The 16,271-nt window shown below is 73.8% G+C and carries 14 protein-coding genes; 10 read left to right on the top strand and 4 right to left on the bottom strand.

Annotated elements, in window-relative coordinates; genetic code table 11:
* The first annotated feature begins 127 nt into the window (after positions 1-127).
* The 6 genes from G3I42_RS22870 to G3I42_RS22895 all read left to right on the top strand — a co-directional run bounded on the left by G3I42_RS22870 (position 128) and on the right by G3I42_RS22895 (position 8,678).
* Positions 128-940, top strand: coding sequence for an RNA methyltransferase (locus tag G3I42_RS22870; RefSeq protein ID WP_164288822.1), 813 nt, complete (start codon positions 128-130; stop codon positions 938-940).
* Between the two features lie 95 nt (positions 941-1,035).
* Positions 1,036-2,211, top strand: a complete 1,176-nt coding sequence (locus G3I42_RS22875) for an ATP-binding protein (protein WP_164288824.1) — start codon at positions 1,036-1,038, stop codon at positions 2,209-2,211.
* A 224-nt stretch (positions 2,212-2,435) separates the two neighbouring features.
* Positions 2,436-3,563 carry a phenylalanine--tRNA ligase subunit alpha gene (gene pheS, locus G3I42_RS22880; RefSeq protein ID WP_164288826.1) on the top strand — a complete coding sequence of 376 codons (1,128 nt, stop codon included), beginning with the start codon at positions 2,436-2,438 and terminating at the stop codon, positions 3,561-3,563.
* Positions 3,563-6,073, top strand: a complete 2,511-nt coding sequence (pheT, locus tag G3I42_RS22885) for a phenylalanine--tRNA ligase subunit beta (protein WP_164288828.1) — start codon at positions 3,563-3,565, stop codon at positions 6,071-6,073. The genes pheS and pheT overlap by 1 nt, the downstream gene beginning before the upstream one ends.
* Positions 6,074-6,649: 576 nt before the next feature.
* Entirely contained in the window at positions 6,650-7,990 is a 1,341-nt protein-coding gene (locus G3I42_RS22890; RefSeq protein WP_164288829.1) for a transcriptional regulator, read from the top strand.
* Positions 7,991-8,147: 157 nt separating this feature from the next.
* The gene (locus tag G3I42_RS22895) at positions 8,148-8,678 is read left to right on the top strand and encodes an NUDIX hydrolase (protein ID WP_164288831.1); all 531 of its coding nucleotides are present in this window, start codon (positions 8,148-8,150) and stop codon (positions 8,676-8,678) included.
* A 109-nt stretch (positions 8,679-8,787) separates the two neighbouring features.
* Here the strand turns inward: G3I42_RS22895 and G3I42_RS22900 are convergent, their stop codons facing one another.
* Positions 8,788-9,852 (bottom strand): NAD(P)-dependent alcohol dehydrogenase, encoded by a 1,065-nt coding sequence (locus tag G3I42_RS22900; protein WP_164288832.1) that lies wholly within the window; start codon positions 9,850-9,852, stop codon positions 8,788-8,790.
* Positions 9,853-9,945: 93 nt separating this feature from the next.
* Between G3I42_RS22900 and G3I42_RS22905 the strand changes: the two genes are divergently transcribed.
* Complete coding sequence (locus tag G3I42_RS22905) at positions 9,946-10,524, top strand: TetR family transcriptional regulator (RefSeq protein WP_164288834.1); 579 nt, start codon at positions 9,946-9,948, stop codon at positions 10,522-10,524.
* Between the two features lie 231 nt (positions 10,525-10,755).
* On the top strand, positions 10,756-11,727 hold the full coding sequence (locus G3I42_RS22910) for a PRC and DUF2382 domain-containing protein (RefSeq protein ID WP_164288836.1): 972 nt from the start codon (positions 10,756-10,758) through the stop codon (positions 11,725-11,727).
* Positions 11,728-11,827: 100 nt separating this feature from the next.
* On the opposite strand, the gene G3I42_RS22915 is transcribed toward G3I42_RS22910, so the two are convergent.
* The gene (locus G3I42_RS22915; RefSeq protein WP_164288837.1) at positions 11,828-12,433 is read right to left on the bottom strand and encodes a GNAT family N-acetyltransferase; all 606 of its coding nucleotides are present in this window, start codon (positions 12,431-12,433) and stop codon (positions 11,828-11,830) included.
* A gap of 164 nt (positions 12,434-12,597) precedes the next feature.
* Entirely contained in the window at positions 12,598-13,470 is an 873-nt protein-coding gene (locus G3I42_RS22920) for a 3-hydroxybutyryl-CoA dehydrogenase (RefSeq protein WP_164288838.1), read from the bottom strand.
* 161 nt (positions 13,471-13,631) lie between these two features.
* Between G3I42_RS22920 and G3I42_RS22925 the strand changes: the two genes are divergently transcribed.
* On the top strand, positions 13,632-14,888 hold the full coding sequence (locus G3I42_RS22925) for a family 10 glycosylhydrolase (protein ID WP_164288839.1): 1,257 nt from the start codon (positions 13,632-13,634) through the stop codon (positions 14,886-14,888).
* Positions 14,889-14,957: 69 nt separating this feature from the next.
* On the opposite strand, the gene G3I42_RS22930 is transcribed toward G3I42_RS22925, so the two are convergent.
* Complete coding sequence (locus G3I42_RS22930) at positions 14,958-15,905, bottom strand: DMT family transporter (RefSeq protein WP_164288840.1); 948 nt, start codon at positions 15,903-15,905, stop codon at positions 14,958-14,960.
* Between G3I42_RS22930 and G3I42_RS22935 the strand changes: the two genes are divergently transcribed.
* A partial coding sequence (locus G3I42_RS22935; protein ID WP_164288841.1) for a GntR family transcriptional regulator occupies positions 15,904-16,271 on the top strand: 368 nt, incomplete at its 3' end. The two genes, G3I42_RS22930 and G3I42_RS22935, sit on opposite strands and share 2 nt — an antisense overlap.

The raw sequence follows: 16,271 nt of genomic DNA on the forward strand, positions 1-16,271 counted from the left end.
CCGCGGCCCGCGTCGGCTCCGTGGCCCGCACCGGGCCCGCCGCCCGCGCCGGTCGCCCGTACCCGTACGCCCGTCCCCGTCGCCCGTCCCCGTACGCCCGTCCCCGTACGTCCCCGAGAGTGAGCACATGCCGGCCCCCGAGCTGACCTCCCTGCGCTCCCCCCGCGTCGTCGCCGCGCGACGGCTCGCGAAGCGGAGCTTCCGCGGCAAAGAGCGCCGCTTCCTCGCCGAGGGCCCGCAGGCCGTGCGGGAGGCCGCGGGGCACCTCGTCGAGGTGTACGCGACCGAGGACGCCGCGCGCCGCCACCCCGAACTCCTCGCCGACGCGCGCGCCCGGGGCGTCCCGGTGATCAGCGCGAGCGAGGAGGTCCTCGCCGCGATGGCCGACACCGTCACCCCGCAGGGCGTCATCGGCCTGTGCCGCTTCCTCGACACCGATTTCGCCGAGGTCCTCGCCGCGCGTCCCCGCCTCGTCGCCGTCCTCGCGCACGTCCGCGACCCCGGCAACGCCGGTACGGTGCTGCGCTGCGCGGACGCCGCGGGCGCGGACGCCGTAGTCCTCACCGACGCCTCGGTGGACGTGTACAACCCCAAGTGCGTGCGCGCCTCGGTCGGTTCGCTCTTCCACCTGCCCGTCGTCACCGGCGTGCCCGTCGAGGAGGCCGTCGCGGGGCTGCGCGGGATCGGGGTGCGGGTCCTGGCCGCGGACGGGGCGGGCGCCGACGACCTGGACGACGAACTCGACCGCGGCACGATGGGCGGCCCGACCGCGTGGGTCTTCGGCAACGAGGCCTGGGGCCTCCCCGAGGAGACCCGCGCCCTCGCCGACGCGGTCGTCCGCGTCCCGCTGCACGGCAAGGCCGAGTCCCTCAACCTCGCCACGGCCGCCGCGGTCTGCCTCTACGCCTCGGCCCGCGCCCAGCGCGGCCGCACGGCGTAGCGGACCCGCGTACGCGGCCCGCCCCGCCCCGATAAGGTGGCTCCTTCTAGCCCCTTCGGGGACCCGCGAACCGGTCGGGAAGGTGCGGTACGGGGATGGCGGACGGCGGCACGAAGGGCGGGGCCCGCGAGGTCCTGGCGGGGGAGTGGCGCGGGCGGGTACGGGGCCCCGCGGCCGGGGACGAACCCGCGGCGAGCGGTGTTCCCGCGCCCCGTGCCCCGGACCCCCTGCGCCCCGACGACCTGCCGGACGGGCTCGTCGTCGCGGACGCGCGCGGGCTCGTGACGTGCTTCAACACCGCCGCGACGCGGATCACGGGGAGGCCGGCCGGGGCCGTGCTCGGCAGGCCCCTGGAGGACGTGCTGCCGCTCGAAGACCTCGACGGGCGGCGGTGGTGGCGGCTCACCGACCCCTACGGGGGGCTCGCGATCAGGACCCGGCAGCCGGAGAGGAACCTCCTGCTTCCCGGCGGCCGTGAAGTCCTCGTCTCGGCCCAGTACGTGCGCAACCGCCCGCGCGGGCCGCTGGAGCGGCTCGTCGTCTCGCTGCGCGACACCGGGGCCAGGCGCCGTACCGAGCGCAGCCACGCCGAGCTGATCGCGACCGTCGCGCACGAACTGCGCTCGCCGCTCACCTCCGTCAAGGGCTTCACCGCGACGCTCCTGGCCAAGTGGGAGAGGTTCAACGACGACCAGAAGCGGCTCATGCTGGAGACCGTCGACGCGGACGCCCACCGCGTCACGCGGCTGATCACGGAACTCCTCGACATCTCCCGCATCGACGCCGGCCGCATGGAGCTGCGCCGCCAGCCCGTGGACATCGCGGGCGCGGCGGCCCGGCACGTGCAGGCGCACATCGCCGCGGGGCGCTCCTGCGACCGCTTCCTCATCACCGTGCGCCGCCCGTTGCCCGCGCTGTGGGCCGATCCCGACAAAGTCGACCAGGTCCTGAGCAACCTCCTGGAAAACGCGGTGCGCCACGGCGGAGGAACTGTCACGATCGACATCGCGCCCACGGCGGGCGGCGAGGGACCGGAAGGGACCGTGATCACGGTGAGCGACGAGGGGCAGGGCATCCCCGAGGAGTCGATGAACCGCGTCTTCACGCGCTTCTGGCGCGGCTCCAAGCGCGGCGGCACCGGTCTCGGCCTCTACATCGTGAAGGGCATCGTCGAGGTGCACGGCGGCTGGATCACGGTCGGCCGGGCCCCGCGCGGCGGTGCCTGCTTCCGGTTCATGCTGCCCGTGGCGCTGCCGGCTCACCTCCAGTAGCGCGACGGGCCCCCCGCCCGAGGCCGCCCCGCCCCGTCCCCCTTGTGGCGTACGCCCCCGTACCCCCTTGTGACGTACGGCTCCGGGGCCGCCCACCCGCGCCGCCCCCCACCCGCCCCCCGGTAGACTCGGTCTTTGGCACGTCCGCGTCCCCTTTTCGTGGACGGATCGTCCACAGACCGAGACGGGACCCTCAGCCACCCACGTCGGAAGCACGGGAAGAAATGTCGGCACCCAACAAGTCGTACGACCCAGTAGAGGTCGAGGCGCTGAAGCCGGACGAGATCGCGCGGATGCGGGACGAGGCGTTCGCCGCCTTCGCCGCCGCCGCCGACCTCGACCAGCTCGCCCAGGCCAAGACCGCCCACACCGGCGGCACCTCGCCGCTTGCCCTCGCCAACCGCGAGATCGGCGCCCTGCCCCCGCAGGCGAAGGCCGAGGCGGGCAAGCGGGTCGGCCAGGCCCGCGGCGCCGTGAACAAGGCGCTCGCGGCCCGCCAGGCCGAGCTGGAGGCCGAGCGGGACGCGCGTGTCCTCGTCGAGGAGACCGTCGACGTCACGCTCCCGTACGACCGCGTCCCCGCCGGAGCGCGCCACCCGCTGACCACGATGATGGAGCGCGTCGCGGACGTCTTCGTCGCGATGGGCTACGAGGTCGCCGAGGGCCCCGAGGCGGAGGCCGAGTGGTTCAACTTCGACGCGCTCAACTTCACCCCGGACCACCCCGCCCGGCAGATGCAGGACACCTTCTTCGTCCAGGGCCCGAAGGGCACCGAGGGCGACGAGTCCGGCGTCGTGCTGCGCACCCACACCTCGCCCGTCCAGGCCCGCTCGCTCCTGGAGCGCGGCGCGCCCGTCTACGTCGTGTGCCCGGGCCGCGTGTACCGGACCGACGAGCTGGACGCCACGCACACCCCGGTCTTCCACCAGATCGAGCTGCTCGCCGTGGACGAGGGCCTGACGATGGCCGACCTCAAGGGCACGCTCGACCACATGGTGCGCGCGCTCTTCGGCCCCGACATGACGACGCGCCTTCGCCCCAACTACTTCCCCTTCACCGAGCCGTCCGCCGAGATGGACATGCTCTGCTACGTGTGCAAGGGCGAGTCGGTCGGGAACCCGGACCGCCCCTGCCGCACGTGCTCCAGCGAGGGCTGGATCGAGCTGGGCGGCTGCGGCATGGTCAACCCGAAGGTCCTCACGGCCTGCGGCGTCGACCCGGAGAAGTACAGCGGATTCGCGTTCGGCTTCGGTATCGAGCGAATGCTGATGTTCCGCCACAACGTCGAGGACATGCGAGACATGGTCGAGGGTGACGTCCGTTTCACCCGGCCGTTCGGGATGGAGATCTGATGCGGGTCCCGCTTTCCTGGCTGCGGGAGTACGTCGACCTCCCCGCCACCGAGACCGGCCGTGACGTGCAGGCCAAGCTGGTCTCCGCAGGGCTTGAGGTCGAGACCGTCGAGCAGCTCGGCGCCGGGCTCAAGGGCCCCCTGGTCGTCGGCCAGGTCCGCGCCATCGAGGAGCTGGAGGGCTTCAAGAAGCCCATCCGCTTCTGCCACGTCGACGTCGGCGACGCCAACGGCACGGGCGAGCTTCAGGAGATCGTCTGCGGCGCCCGCAACTTCACCGTCGGCGACAAGGTCGTCGTCGTCCTGCCCGGCGCCGTCCTGCCCGGCGACTTCGCGATCGCCGCGCGCAAGACGTACGGCAAGACCTCCCACGGCATGATCTGCTCCGCCGACGAGCTCGGCATGGGGGATGACGGTACGCACGGAATCATCGTGCTGCCGCCGCAGTACGAGGTCGGCACCGACGCGATCGAGCTGCTCGAACTCGTCGACGAGGTCCTCGACATCGCCGTCACGCCCGACCGCGGTTACTGCCTCTCGATGCGCGGCATCGCCCGCGAGACCGCCATCGCGTACGGGCTCCCGCTGCGCGACCCGGCGCTCATCGACGTACCCGGGCCCAACGCCCACGGCTACCCCGTCGAGATCGCCGACCCCTTCGGCTGCGACCGCTTCACGGCCCGTACCGTCGCGGGGCTCGACCCCGAGGCGCGTACCCCGATCTGGATGGCCCGCCGCATCCAGAAGGCCGGGATGCGGCCCGTCTCGCTCACCGTCGACATCACCAACTACGTGATGCTGGAGCTGGGCCAGCCGCTGCACGCCTACGACCGCTCGCAGGTCCGCGGCCCGATCGGCGTGCGCCGCGCCCAGGCCGGCGAGAAACTCAAGACGCTCGACGGGCAGACGCGCACGCTCGACCCCGAGGACCTCGTCATCACCGACGAGCGCGGGCCCATCGGGCTCGCCGGGGTCATGGGCGGCGCCGAGACCGAGATCGCCGACCACGGCGCCGAACTGGGCACCACCGAGGTCGTCGTCGAGGCCGCGCACTTCGACCAGATCACCATCGCCCGCGCCTCGCGCCGCCACAAGCTCGCCTCCGAGGCGTCCCGGCGCTTCGAGCGCGGCGTCGACCCGCAGGCCGCCTCGGCCGCCGCGCAGCGCACCGTCGACCTGCTCGTCCTGCTCGCGGGCGGCACGGCCGACGCGGGCGTCACGGAGGTCATCGCGCCCTCCGCGCCGCGCACCGTCACGATGCCGGCCGGGCACCCCGACCGCGTCGCGGGCGTCGCGTACGGACGCGAGACCGTCGTCCGCCGCCTGCAGGAGGTCGGCTGCGACGTGTACGGCCAGGACGAGCTGATCGTCACGATCCCCTCGTGGCGGCCCGACCTCACCGCGCCCAACGACCTCGCCGAAGAGGTCATCCGCCTGGAGGGCTACGAGAACCTGCCCTCCACGCTGCCCAAGCCCCCCGCCGGGCGCGGCCTCACCGAGCGCCAGCGCTTCCACCGCCGCGTGGGCCGCGCGCTCGCCGGGCGCGGGTACGTCGAGGCGCTCACCTACCCGTTCCTCGGGACCGACGCCTTCGACGCGCTCGGCCTCGCGGACGACGACCCGGCCCGCCGCGTCGTGCGCCTCGTCAACCCGCTCTCGGACGAGGAGCCCGCGCTGCGCACGACGCTGCTGCCCGGTCTGCTCGCGGCCCTGCGCCGCAACGAGGGGCGCGGCAGCCACGACCTCGCGCTCTTCGAGTCGGGGCTCGTCTTCCACCCGCGCGCCGACGCCGTCGTGCCCGAGCGTCTTCCCGTGGCCCACCGCCCCGAGGAGACGCAGCTCGACGAGCTGAACGCGGCCCTTCCCGAGCAGCCCCGGCACCTCGCCGTGGTCCTCGCCGGCTCCCGCGAGCAGTCCGGCTGGTGGGGCAAGGGCCACCCGGCGGACTGGGCCGACGCCATCGAGGCCGCGCGCACGGCCGCCGCCGAGGCGGGCGCGGACCTCGTGGTCCGCAAGGGCGCGTACGGGCCCTGGCACCCGGGCCGGTGCGCCGAGCTGGTCGCCTTCGTGGACGGCGCCGAGCGCGTCATCGGCCACGCGGGCGAACTGCACCCGCGCGTCATCAAGGCGCTCGGCCTCCCGGCCCGCACCTGCGCGACCGAGCTCGACCTGGACGCCCTGGAGCGGGCGGGAGCCGGCGCCGTGCAGGCCCCGCGCATCTCGAACTACCCCGTGGCCACGCAGGACGTCGCGCTCGTCGTCCCCGCGGACGTCCCGGCCGCCGAGGTCGAGTCCGCGCTGCGCGAGGGCGCGGGCGAACTCCTGGAGTCGCTGCGGCTGTTCGACGTCTACACGGGCGACCAGCTCGCCGAGGGCCACAAGTCCCTCGCGTACGCGCTGCGCTTCCGCGCCGCCGACCGCACCCTGACCGTCGAGGAGGCCACGGCCGCGCGCGACGCGGCGGTGGCGCTCGCGGCGGAGCACACGGGGGCGGTGCTGCGCGGGGTGTGACCCCGCCTCGGGGAGCCCGGCTCCTCGTACCGGCGTGAGCGGCCGGGTCCTGTCGTGACGACGGGGCCCGGCCGCTTCGCGTGGCGGGCCCGGCCCCCGTGCGGAGGCGCGTGCGCGGGGGTGACGCGTGCGCGGTACGGGGAGTGCCACTCGTTCCGGTGAACCTCGCACAGGCTTTCCGGTGAACACGCGCACACGCACGCGCGGAGCAGGCGCGGTCCGCGACCGCGGTCACAGCCGCCAGGAACGACGTCGCGCGGAACCCCGAAACCCCTCCGGCCAGGGGGGAGAGGCCGGAGGGGCCGGGCGGCTGGGGCGCCGCCCGCCGGGCCGGAGTTGAAGCGGCTGCGGCAGGCGGGACGGCGCCGGTGGGGACGCCGTACTTGTCGAGGGGGGAGCCCGGCGTCCGCGAGACACAGTCAAGCGCCCTCGCGCGCCCCGCGAAAGCGCGCGCGATGCCCCGGTGCGTGCGCTCCTTTCACACCCCGTGTGAATCCCGCTCCGTTACGCTGTGCCACAACGGGTGTTCGTTCGCTCACCCGCAGCGATGACAGCGCCCCAGCCCCCGGAGCCAGCATGGAGCCCAACTCCCTCCTCGACGCGATCCTCGACGAGGCCGCGATCTCGCACGCCGGTCTCGCCGCCCACGTCAACCGGGCGGGCGCGGCCCGCGGACTGACCCTGCGCTACGAGCACACCGCCGTCTCGCGCTGGCTGCGCGGCCAGCGACCGCGCGGCCAGGTCCCCGACCTGATCTGCGAAGTCCTCTCGCGCCGCCTCGCCCGCCCCGTCACCCTCGACGACATCGGCCTCGGCATCCCCGGCGAGCCCGCCGCGGCGCGTCCGGGCTCGCTGTCCGGCTTCGTCGAGCGCGCCACCGCCCTGTGGCGCTCCGACCAGCAGCAGCGCCCCCACGTCCTCGGCGCCCCCGCCGTCACGGGCACCCCCGCGATCGTCCCCGTGTGGGAGTGGGAGAACCCGCCGGAGGACACCGACGTCTCGCGCGGCGGCCCCCGCCGCGTCTCGGGCGCCGACATCGAGATGCTGCGCGCGGCCCGCGCCCACTACGAGCAGCTCTACCGCAAGGCGGGCGGCGTCGTCATCCGCCCCCGCGTCGTCTCCTTTCTCAACGCCGAGGCCGCGCCGCTCCTGCGCGGCAGCTACGGCGACGACACGGGGCGCGCCCTGCACCGCGCGACCGGCGCGCTCGTCGCGGTCGCCGGGATCTGCGCGTACGACGCGGACGCGCACGGCCTCGCCCAGCGCTGCTTCCACCAGGCGCTCCGCCTCGCCAAGGCGAGCGGGGACCGGGCCTTCGGCGCGTACGTCATCGCCCTCCTCGTCAACCAGTCGCTCCACCTCGCGGCCCACCGGCAGGCCGTCGCCTTCGCCGAGGCGGCGCTGCGCGCGGCCGGGCGCGCGGTGTCGCCCGCGCTCGCCTCGGACCTGCACGCGATGCAGGCGAAGGCGTACGCGCACCTCGGGGACGCGGGCAGCGCGCTCGACTGCATCCGTCGCGCGGAGACCGCCGCCGAGCGCATCCGCCGCGGCCATGAACCCGACGAGACGGGATACGTGCAGCCGGGACTCGTCAACGTGCAGGTCGCCGAGGCCCTGTTGAGCCTCGGCGATCTGCGCGGGGCGCGCGAGCACGCGCGGGCGGCCGTGGCCAGCCCGGCGCACGACAGGGGCCGCGTCCACCGCCTCGCGATGCTCAGTCACATCGCGCTGCGACAGGGCGAGACGGACGGGGCCGTCGAGGCGGCGGTCGAGATGGCCGAGTGCGCCACGGGCATGGAGTCCAGGCGGCTGCGGGAGCGCCTTCGCGCCGTGCGCGAGCACCTGGTGCGTACCGGGGGCAGCGGTACGGGGCAGGCGGCCGAGCTGATCGACCGGGCGCTGCGGGTGCCGGTGTGAGCCTCGTCGGCCGGCGACGGGCGGTGGTGCGCCGGGGCGCGCCTGCCCCGGGTCCCGCCCGCGCCGCCCGCTGTGCTCCGGTGAGCGGCCAAGGCGCCCGCCCCGTGTGCGGCGGGGACTGCGATAGTGCCACCTCCTCATGAAAGGTGGCAGAAACGTGCGTTGGACGAAACAGAGCGAACAATTTGTGTATGGAAATCGCTGGTTTCGCGTGCACCTCGCCGATGTGGAGTTGCCGGACGGACGCCATCTCGACCACTTCCTGATCCGGCAGCGCCCGGTCGCTGCGGCGACCGTCGTCAACGAGTCGGCGGAAGTCCTCCTGTTGTGGCGGCACCGCTTCATCACCGATACGTGGGGCTGGGAGTTGCCCGCGGGCGTGGTCGAGGACGGGGAGGACCCGGAGCGGGCCGCGGCGCGCGAACTGGAGGAGGAGTCGGGCTGGCGTCCCGGCCCCCTCCAGCACCTGCTGAGCACCGAGCCCTCGAACGGGCTCAGCGACGCGGTCCACCACGTGTACTGGGGCGAGAGCGCGGAGTGGACGGGCGAGCCCGTCGACGGCTTCGAGTCCTCGCGCCGCGAGTGGGTCCCGCTCAAGCTCGTGCCCGACCTCGTGAGCCAGGGCCAGGTCCCCGCGGCCACGATGGCGGCGGCGCTGCTCCTGCTGCACCGGATGCGGGAGGAGTGAGGGGGCGGGTGGCGCGGGTGGAGCGGGGGCGGTACGTACGGCGGCGCACCCGGCCCGTACCGGCTGACCGGCCCCGTGCCGTCCGCCCCGCTCCGTACCGCCCCCGTCCTCACACGGCCCGCGGCGGCTCCCCGTCCAGATCCGCGACGTCCAGGACGAAGCGGTAGCGCACGTCGCCGCGCTCCAGGCGCTCCAGCGCCTCGTTCACCCGGGCGGAGGGCAGCACCTCGACATCCGCGGTGATGCCGTGCGTGCCGCAGAACTCCAGCATCCTGGCCGTCTCGGCGCGGCCCCCCGTGGCCGACGAGCTGAGCTTCTTGGCGCCGAGCAGGAGGCCCATGAGCTGGACGGGCGCCTCGCCGAAGAAGCCGAGGACGCTGAGCGTGCCGTCCACGGCGACCATCGAGAGCATCCGGTTGAGGTCGTGCGGCGCCGAGATCGTGTCGAGCACCAGGTCGAAACGCCCGCGCGCCGCCTCCACCGCCGCCTCGTCGGTTGTCACGAGCAGCGATTCCGCGCCGAGCTTCGCGGCGTCTGCGGCCTTGTCCGGCGTCCGGCTCAGGACGGTGACCTCGGCGCCGAGCGCGACGGCGAGCTTCACGCCCAGGTGGCCGAGACCGCCGAGACCGGCCACGGCGACCTTGCTCCCCGGGCCGGTCCCGGCGGCGTTCAGCGGCTCCCACATCGTGATCCCCGCGCACATCAACGGCGCGGCGGCGGCCGGTTCGAGGCCGGCGGGCAGGGGGAAGGCGAACTTCTCGCGCAGGACGTACTCACGGCTGTACCCGCCGAGCGTCGGCAGGCCGTCCACGCGATCGGCCCCGCCGTACGTGACGGTCGGGAACTCGGCGCAGTAGTTCTCGCGCCCGGCCAGGCACATCGGGCAGGTCCCGCAGGAGTCGACGAGGGTGCCGATCGCGACCTTGTCGCCGGGTGCGAAGCCCGTGACGTCCGCGCCGGTCTCCGTGACCGTGCCGACGAACTCGTGCCCGGGTACGAGCGGGCCCGTGCGCCGCCCGGCGACATCGTTGATCTGGTGCAGGTCGCTGTGGCAGACCCCGCAGTACTCGACGCGCACGGCGAGATCGTCGGCGCGCAGCTCGCGCCGCTCGACCGTCGCGCGCTCCAGGGCGGGTGCGCCGGGGACGTGCTGCCAGGCAGGGGTGGAACGCATGGGGCAACTCCAAGACAGACTGTTCGGTCTGTTTCAGCGTAGGCGCTGCGGTGGGAAAAGCAAACCAACTGTTCTGTTTGCTACCGTGATCCCATGCCCGAGCTGCCCAGTACGCCGCGCGGCGCCGCGACCAGGCGCCGCATCCTCGACGCGGCGACCGAGGAATTCGCCCTGCGCGGCATCGCCGGGGCCAGGATCGAGCGGATCATCTCCGCAGCGCGCACCAACAAGGCGCAGTTGTACGGGTACTTCGGCAACAAGGACGGTCTCTTCGACGCCGTCGTCGCCGACCGCACGAGCGACATCGTGGAGATGATCCCCTTCGACGCCGACGACCTGCCCGGGTGGGCGGTCGGCCTCTACGAGCAGAATCTGCGCCGCCCCAACCTCGTCCGCCTCATCGCCTGGACCCGACTGGAGCGGCGGCCCGGAGGGCTGTGGATCGACGACCCGCAGCGGGGGCCCAAGCTCGCGGCGATGAGGGCGGCGCAGGAGGCGGGGCGGTTGCGGGAGGGGGACCCCTTCGAGCTGCTGAGTCTCGTCATCGCGATGGCGTGCGCGTGGTCGCCGGTGAGTCACGTGTACGCGGCGACGGCGGAGGAGCCGGCCGAGGACCACGAGCGGCGCAAGGCGTTGCTTCGCGAGGCAGTGCGGTGCGTGGTGGCGCCGTGACGCGTGGTGTCCTGGGGCTCTGCCCCGCACCCCGCTCCCCAAGCGCCGGAGGGGATGGATTATTTAAACCACTTACGTGCGATATCCGTCCAATGGGGTATTTCGCCGTTCGATCCCCTCTCTCGGTTGCCGAAAGGCTCCGGAGCGCGCCGCATGGAAGGAGTGGCGCGCGCCTCTCGTGGAGGGGACCCCGGCCCCTTCGCCGCGCGCTCTCGCAGGAAGAGGGCACTCATGACTTCAGACGAGGGCTTCCTCAGCGTTGACCAGCTCGTGGGCCTGACCGCGTACGACCGGGACGGGGCCAAGGTCGGCAGCGTCGAGCAGGTCTACCGCGACGACCGCACCGGCCGCCCGGAGTGGGTGACGGTGAAGACCGGTCTGTTCGGGATGAAGGAGAGCTTCGTCCCGCTGGAAGGTGCGCGCTCGGATGCCGAGGGTCTGCACCTGGAACACGACAAGAACGCGATCAAGGACGCCCCCCGTCTCGACGCCGGGCAGCACCTGGACGCGGCCGGTGAGGAGGAGCTGTACGCCCACTACGGGATGACGGCGACCGGTGGCGGCATGTCCGGCGGGGGCGAGGGCAAGCAGGGGGCCGCCGCACCCGGCGGGATGGACACGGAGGACGAGTCGCTCGCCGGTACCGGCCAGCAGGCCAAGGCGGGCACCCCCTCCGCCGACCAGGCGGGCATGAGCGGGGCCGGTTCCGGTCTCGGCCCGGCCAACCCGAACGAGGCGACGGGCGAGAGCACCGAGCGTGAACTCGCGGGTGCCGGTGCCCGTACCTCCTGGGACGGGGAACCCGGCGAGGAGATGATCCGCTCCGAGGAGCGCCTGCGGGTCGGTACGCAGGAGGAGGAATCCGGCCGGGCCCGGCTGCACAAGGTCGTGGTGACGGAGAACGTCACGACGACGATCCCGGTCAGCCACGAAGAGGCCAGGCTCGTACGCGAACCGATCCGCGAGGGCGACGCCGTGGACGCCTCCATCGGCGAGGAGAACGCCGAGGTCACCCTGCACGCGGAACGGCCGGTCATCCGCAAGGAGGCGGTCCCCGTCGAACGGGTCCGCCTGGAGGCGGAGCGCGTCACCGAGGAACAGGAGGTCAGCGACTCCGTACGCAAGGAGCGCGTCGACTACGACGACGGCTCGGCGGGACCCGGGCGGAGCACCGAACGGGGCGCGCCCCCCGAGGAATACTGACCCTCCACCACCATCGAGGCCCCGCATGACGGCCGAGAAGCCCGTCGCGCGGGCGAGGCCCCCGGCGCCCCCTCAGGGGCACCGGGGGCCTCTCGCGCGTTCAGTCCGTGACCGTGCGCGCCTCCACCTTCGGGAGGGCGGCCTCGTCCGAGGGGATCAGCGCGTACGCCACGAGGTCCACCCGGCCCTCGTGCACGTGCCCCGCGTTGCGCAGCACGCCCTCCCGTACGAAACCGGCCCGCTCCGCGACGGCCCGCGAGGCGAGGTTCTCCGTCGCCGCCCGCAGTTCGAGACGTTCGAAGCCGCACTCGCCGAGCAGCCACCCCGCGACCGCCCGCGTCGCCGCGACGGCGACGCCCTGCCGCCGGGCCCACGGCGCCACCCAGTAGCCGACCTCGCTGACGAGCGCGCGCCAGTCGGTCGCCTTGAGCCCGATCGTGCCGAGCAGCCGGCCGCTCCCCCCGTCCGTGACCGCCCAGTGGATGCCGTCCCCCGAGGTCCGCAGGTGGTGGCTGAAGTCGGTGCACCAGCCACGGGCCGCCTCCAGGTCGTACGGGCGCGGCAGCGGCAGCCAGCGCTGTATCTCCTCGTCGGAGCAGGCCAGCCGGACGTCCTCGACGTCCCCCGCGTCGAAGGCCCGCAGCCGGAGATTGCCCGATACCAGCTCCGTCTCGGGGAAGACGTCGTCCGTCCACGTACCGCCCATGTCCCGCTCCCCACCTCGTCACCAGTGGGTGTTTCCCCTGGTGGGAGGGGATGCTAGCAAGGCGGAAAGGGCTTGCGGGGAGAATAAGAGGCGGGGGCGCGGCCCTCGGCCCGGCGCCCCCGCGCGGCCCTCGGTCCGATCGCCCCCGCCGGGTCCGGCTCGGTCTACTGGTACGCGTAGAAGCCGGAGCCCGACTTCCGGCCCAGGCGGCCCGCCTCGACCATCCGGCGCAGCAGCGGCGGCGCCGCGTACAGCGGCTCCGCGTACTCCTCGTACATGCCCTCGGAGATCGAGACGATCGTGTCGAGGCCGATGAGGTCCGCGAGCTTGAGCGGGCCCATCGGGTGGGCGCAGCCCAGCTCCATGCCGCTGTCGATGTCCTCGCGGCTCGCGATGCCCTGCTCGAACATGCGGATCGACGAGAGCAGGTACGGCACGAGGAGCGCGTTGACGACGAAGCCCGAGCGGTCCTGCGCGCGGATCGCGTGCTTGCCGAGCACCTTCTCGGCCCACACGTGGGCGCGGCTGATGGTGCCCTCGGAGGTGGTGAGCGCCGGGATCAGCTCCACGAGCTTCTGCACCGGGGCCGGGTTGAAGAAGTGGATGCCGATGACGTGGTCGGGGCGCGAGGTGGCCACCGCGAGCTTCACGATCGGGATCGAGGAGGTGTTCGAGGCGAGGATCGCGTCCTTGCGGGTCACGACCTGGTCGAGGACCTGGAAGATCTCCGTCTTGACCTGCTCGTTCTCGACGACGGCCTCGATCACGAGGTCGCGGTCGGCGAACTCGCCGAGGTCGGTGGTGAAGCTGAGCCTGGACTGCGTCGCGGCCAGTTCGTCGGCCGTGAGCTTGCCGCGCTCGGCGGCCTTGGCGAGCGAGTTGCCGAGCCGGGTGCGGCCGTACTCCAGTGCGTCGCCGGTGGTCTCCGCGACCTTCACGTCGAGACCGGCACGTGCGCAGACCTCCGCGATTCCCGCGCCCATCTGTCCGCAGCCGACCACTCCGACGCGTGCTACGTCGGCCTTGAAGTCCGTCACCTCGTGCCTCTCGCCGTCCGGGGATGAAGTCTCGGGCGGCCCGAGGCGCGCCCAGGCGTGAACGTTACCGCGCGGTCAATGTGTGGCGGTTCCCCAGGGGAGGGCATGAGATGGGGGTGCGCGTGTGAGGTACGTGACAACCGAGCCTGTGGAGGTACCGGATGGACGACAGGGGAACGCTCAGCCGCAGAGGCTTCACCGCCCTCGCCGCAGGGGTCGTGGCGGCTCTCGGCACCACGGGCGCGGCCCGCACGGGGGCGCCCGGGCACGGCGGGGGCCACCCGCCGCGCGGACAGCGCATGCGGGGCGAGTGGGTGGCGAGCATCACGAACCGCGACTGGCCCTCGGCGCCGGGACTGCCCGCCGCCGTCCAGCAGGCCGAGCTGCGCGGCCACCTCGACACGGCCGTCGCGCGCCGCCTCAACACCGTCATCCTCCAGGTCCGCCCCTCGGCGGACGCGCTGTGGCCCTCCCCGTACGAGCCGTGGTCGGCGTACCTCTCCGGGGAACAGGGCAGGGACCCGGGCTACGACCCGCTCGGCTTCGCGGTGCGCGAGGCCCACCGGCGGGGCCTGGAGCTGCACGCCTGGTTCAACCCTTACCGCATCGCCGTCCACGACGACCCGACCCGCCTCGTCCCCACCCACCCGGCCAGGATCAACCCGGACTGGGTCGTCACCTATCAGGGGCAGATGTACTACAACCCCGGGCTGCCCGAGGTGCGGCGGTACGTCGAGGACGCGATGCTCGACGCGGTCGCGCACTACGACATCGACGCCGTGCACTGGGACGACTACTTCTACCCCTACCCGGTGGCCGGGCAGCCCTTCGACGACGACCGCGCCTTCGCCCTGTACGGCGGCGACTTCCCCGACCGGGCCGCCTGGCGCCGCCACAACACCGACCAGCTCGTGCGCGAGACGAGCGCCCGCCTGCGCCGCCTCAAGCCGCACGTCCGCTTCGGCATCAGCCCCTTCGGCGTGTGGCGCAACGCGAGCACCGACCCGCGCGGCTCCGGCACCTCCGCCGCCGTGCAGAGCTACGACGACCTGTACGCCGACACCCTGCGCTGGGTGCGCGAGGGCTGGATCGACCACATCGTGCCGCAGCTCTACTGGAACATCGGCTTCCCCGCCGCCGACTACGCGACCCTCGCCCACTGGTGGGCGAAGGCCGTGCGCGGCACCGGGGTGGACCTCTACATCGGCGAGGCCCTCTACAAGGTGGGCGACGCCGCGCAGCCTGCCGCCTGGGCGGACCCCGCCGAGCTGTCGAAGCACCTCGACCTCACCGCGCGCCTCCCCGAGGTGCACGGCCACGCCTTCTTCGCGGCGAAGGAGGTCGCGAACGACCCGCTCGGCGCGATGAGCCGCGTGGTGCGGGACCACTACCGGGAGCGGGCGCCGCTGCGGGGGTGAGGACGGCGGGGCCAGGAGTGAGACGGCGAGGGCGGGGGGTGAGGACGGCGGGGCGGCGGGGGTACGGGCTCAGCCCCGCCCCCGCCCCCGCCCCCGCGTCGCCCACTGCGTCCCCGCGATGCACAGCACCACCCCCACCGCCGCGAGCGGGGCGGCGGCCGGAAGCGACTCGCCCAGCAGCGTCACCGACCACAGCAGGGTCAACAGCGGTTGAGCGAGCTGGAGTTGGCTCGCCCGCGCGACCCCCGTCTCGGCCATGCCCCGGTACCACACGAAGAGCCCGACGAAGGTGGACCCCACCGAGACCCACGCGAGACCGGCGATCCCGTGCCCGCTCCACCGCACGGGAGGCTCCAGGCACAGGGCCACCACCGCGCCCACCGCCGTCAGCGGCAGGCACGCCACGAGCGCCCACGCGCTGACCTGCCACCCCGGCATGACCGCCGCGAGCCGCCCGCCCTCCGCGTAACTCGCCGCGCACACCAGGAGCGCCCCGAAGAGCAGCACGTCCCCGCGCGTGAACCCGCCTCCTCCCTGCCCCAGCGTGAACGCCAGGACGATCGCCGCGCCCGCCCCCGCCGCCGGCCAGAAGGCGCGCGGCGGCCACACGCCCGAGCGGGCGGCGGCCACGAGCGCCGTCGTGAGCGGCAACAGGCCCACTACGACCGCCGAGTGGGCCGTCGTGGACGTCTGGAGCGCGAGGGTCGTCAGGAGCGGGAAGCCGAGCAGCCCGCCCCCGGCCACGACCGCGATCCCGGCCCAGTGCGCCCGTCCCGGCACCCTGGCGCGCGCCGCGCGCAGGAAGACGCCCGCGACGGCCGTGGCGAGCACGCACCGCAGGCACACGAGCGACCACGGGCCGAAGCTTTCGAGGCCCCAGACGGTCGAGGGGAAGGTGAGCGAGAAACAGAGCACCCCGAGCGCGGCGAGGAGGAGACCCGAGCGGGTCCGGGGACCGGCGGCCGGCGCACCGACCGCTATCGTGGGATGCGCGATAGCGCTATTGTCACGTCTCATGCAAGAGCGTAGCAGCGTAGGGGAGTTGGTGGCGCTCCTCCGTGCCGAGTTCGACCGCTACCCACCTGGTGGAAAGCTGCCGTCGAGCCGGGAACTCGTCGCGCGGCACCGCGTCGGACCCGTCACCGTCTCGCGGGCCCTCGCGCTCCTCGCGGCCGAGGGCCTCGTGGTGACCCGTCCGGGCGCGGGCGCCTACCGCGCGGACCGCCCCGCGCCCGCCGCCGAGGGCGACACCTCCTGGCAGCACCTAGCCCTCAGCGCCGCGTCCCCCGAGGGTCTGCCGCGCGCCGTGGACGCGAGCGGCGTCCTCGCCACGCTCGCCGAACCGCCCGCCGGGGTCATCGAGTTCAACGGCGGCTACCTCCA

Origin of the sequence: Streptomyces sp. SID11385 (assembly GCF_010548245.1) — a bacterium.
Taxonomy (GTDB): domain Bacteria; phylum Actinomycetota; class Actinomycetes; order Streptomycetales; family Streptomycetaceae; genus Streptomyces.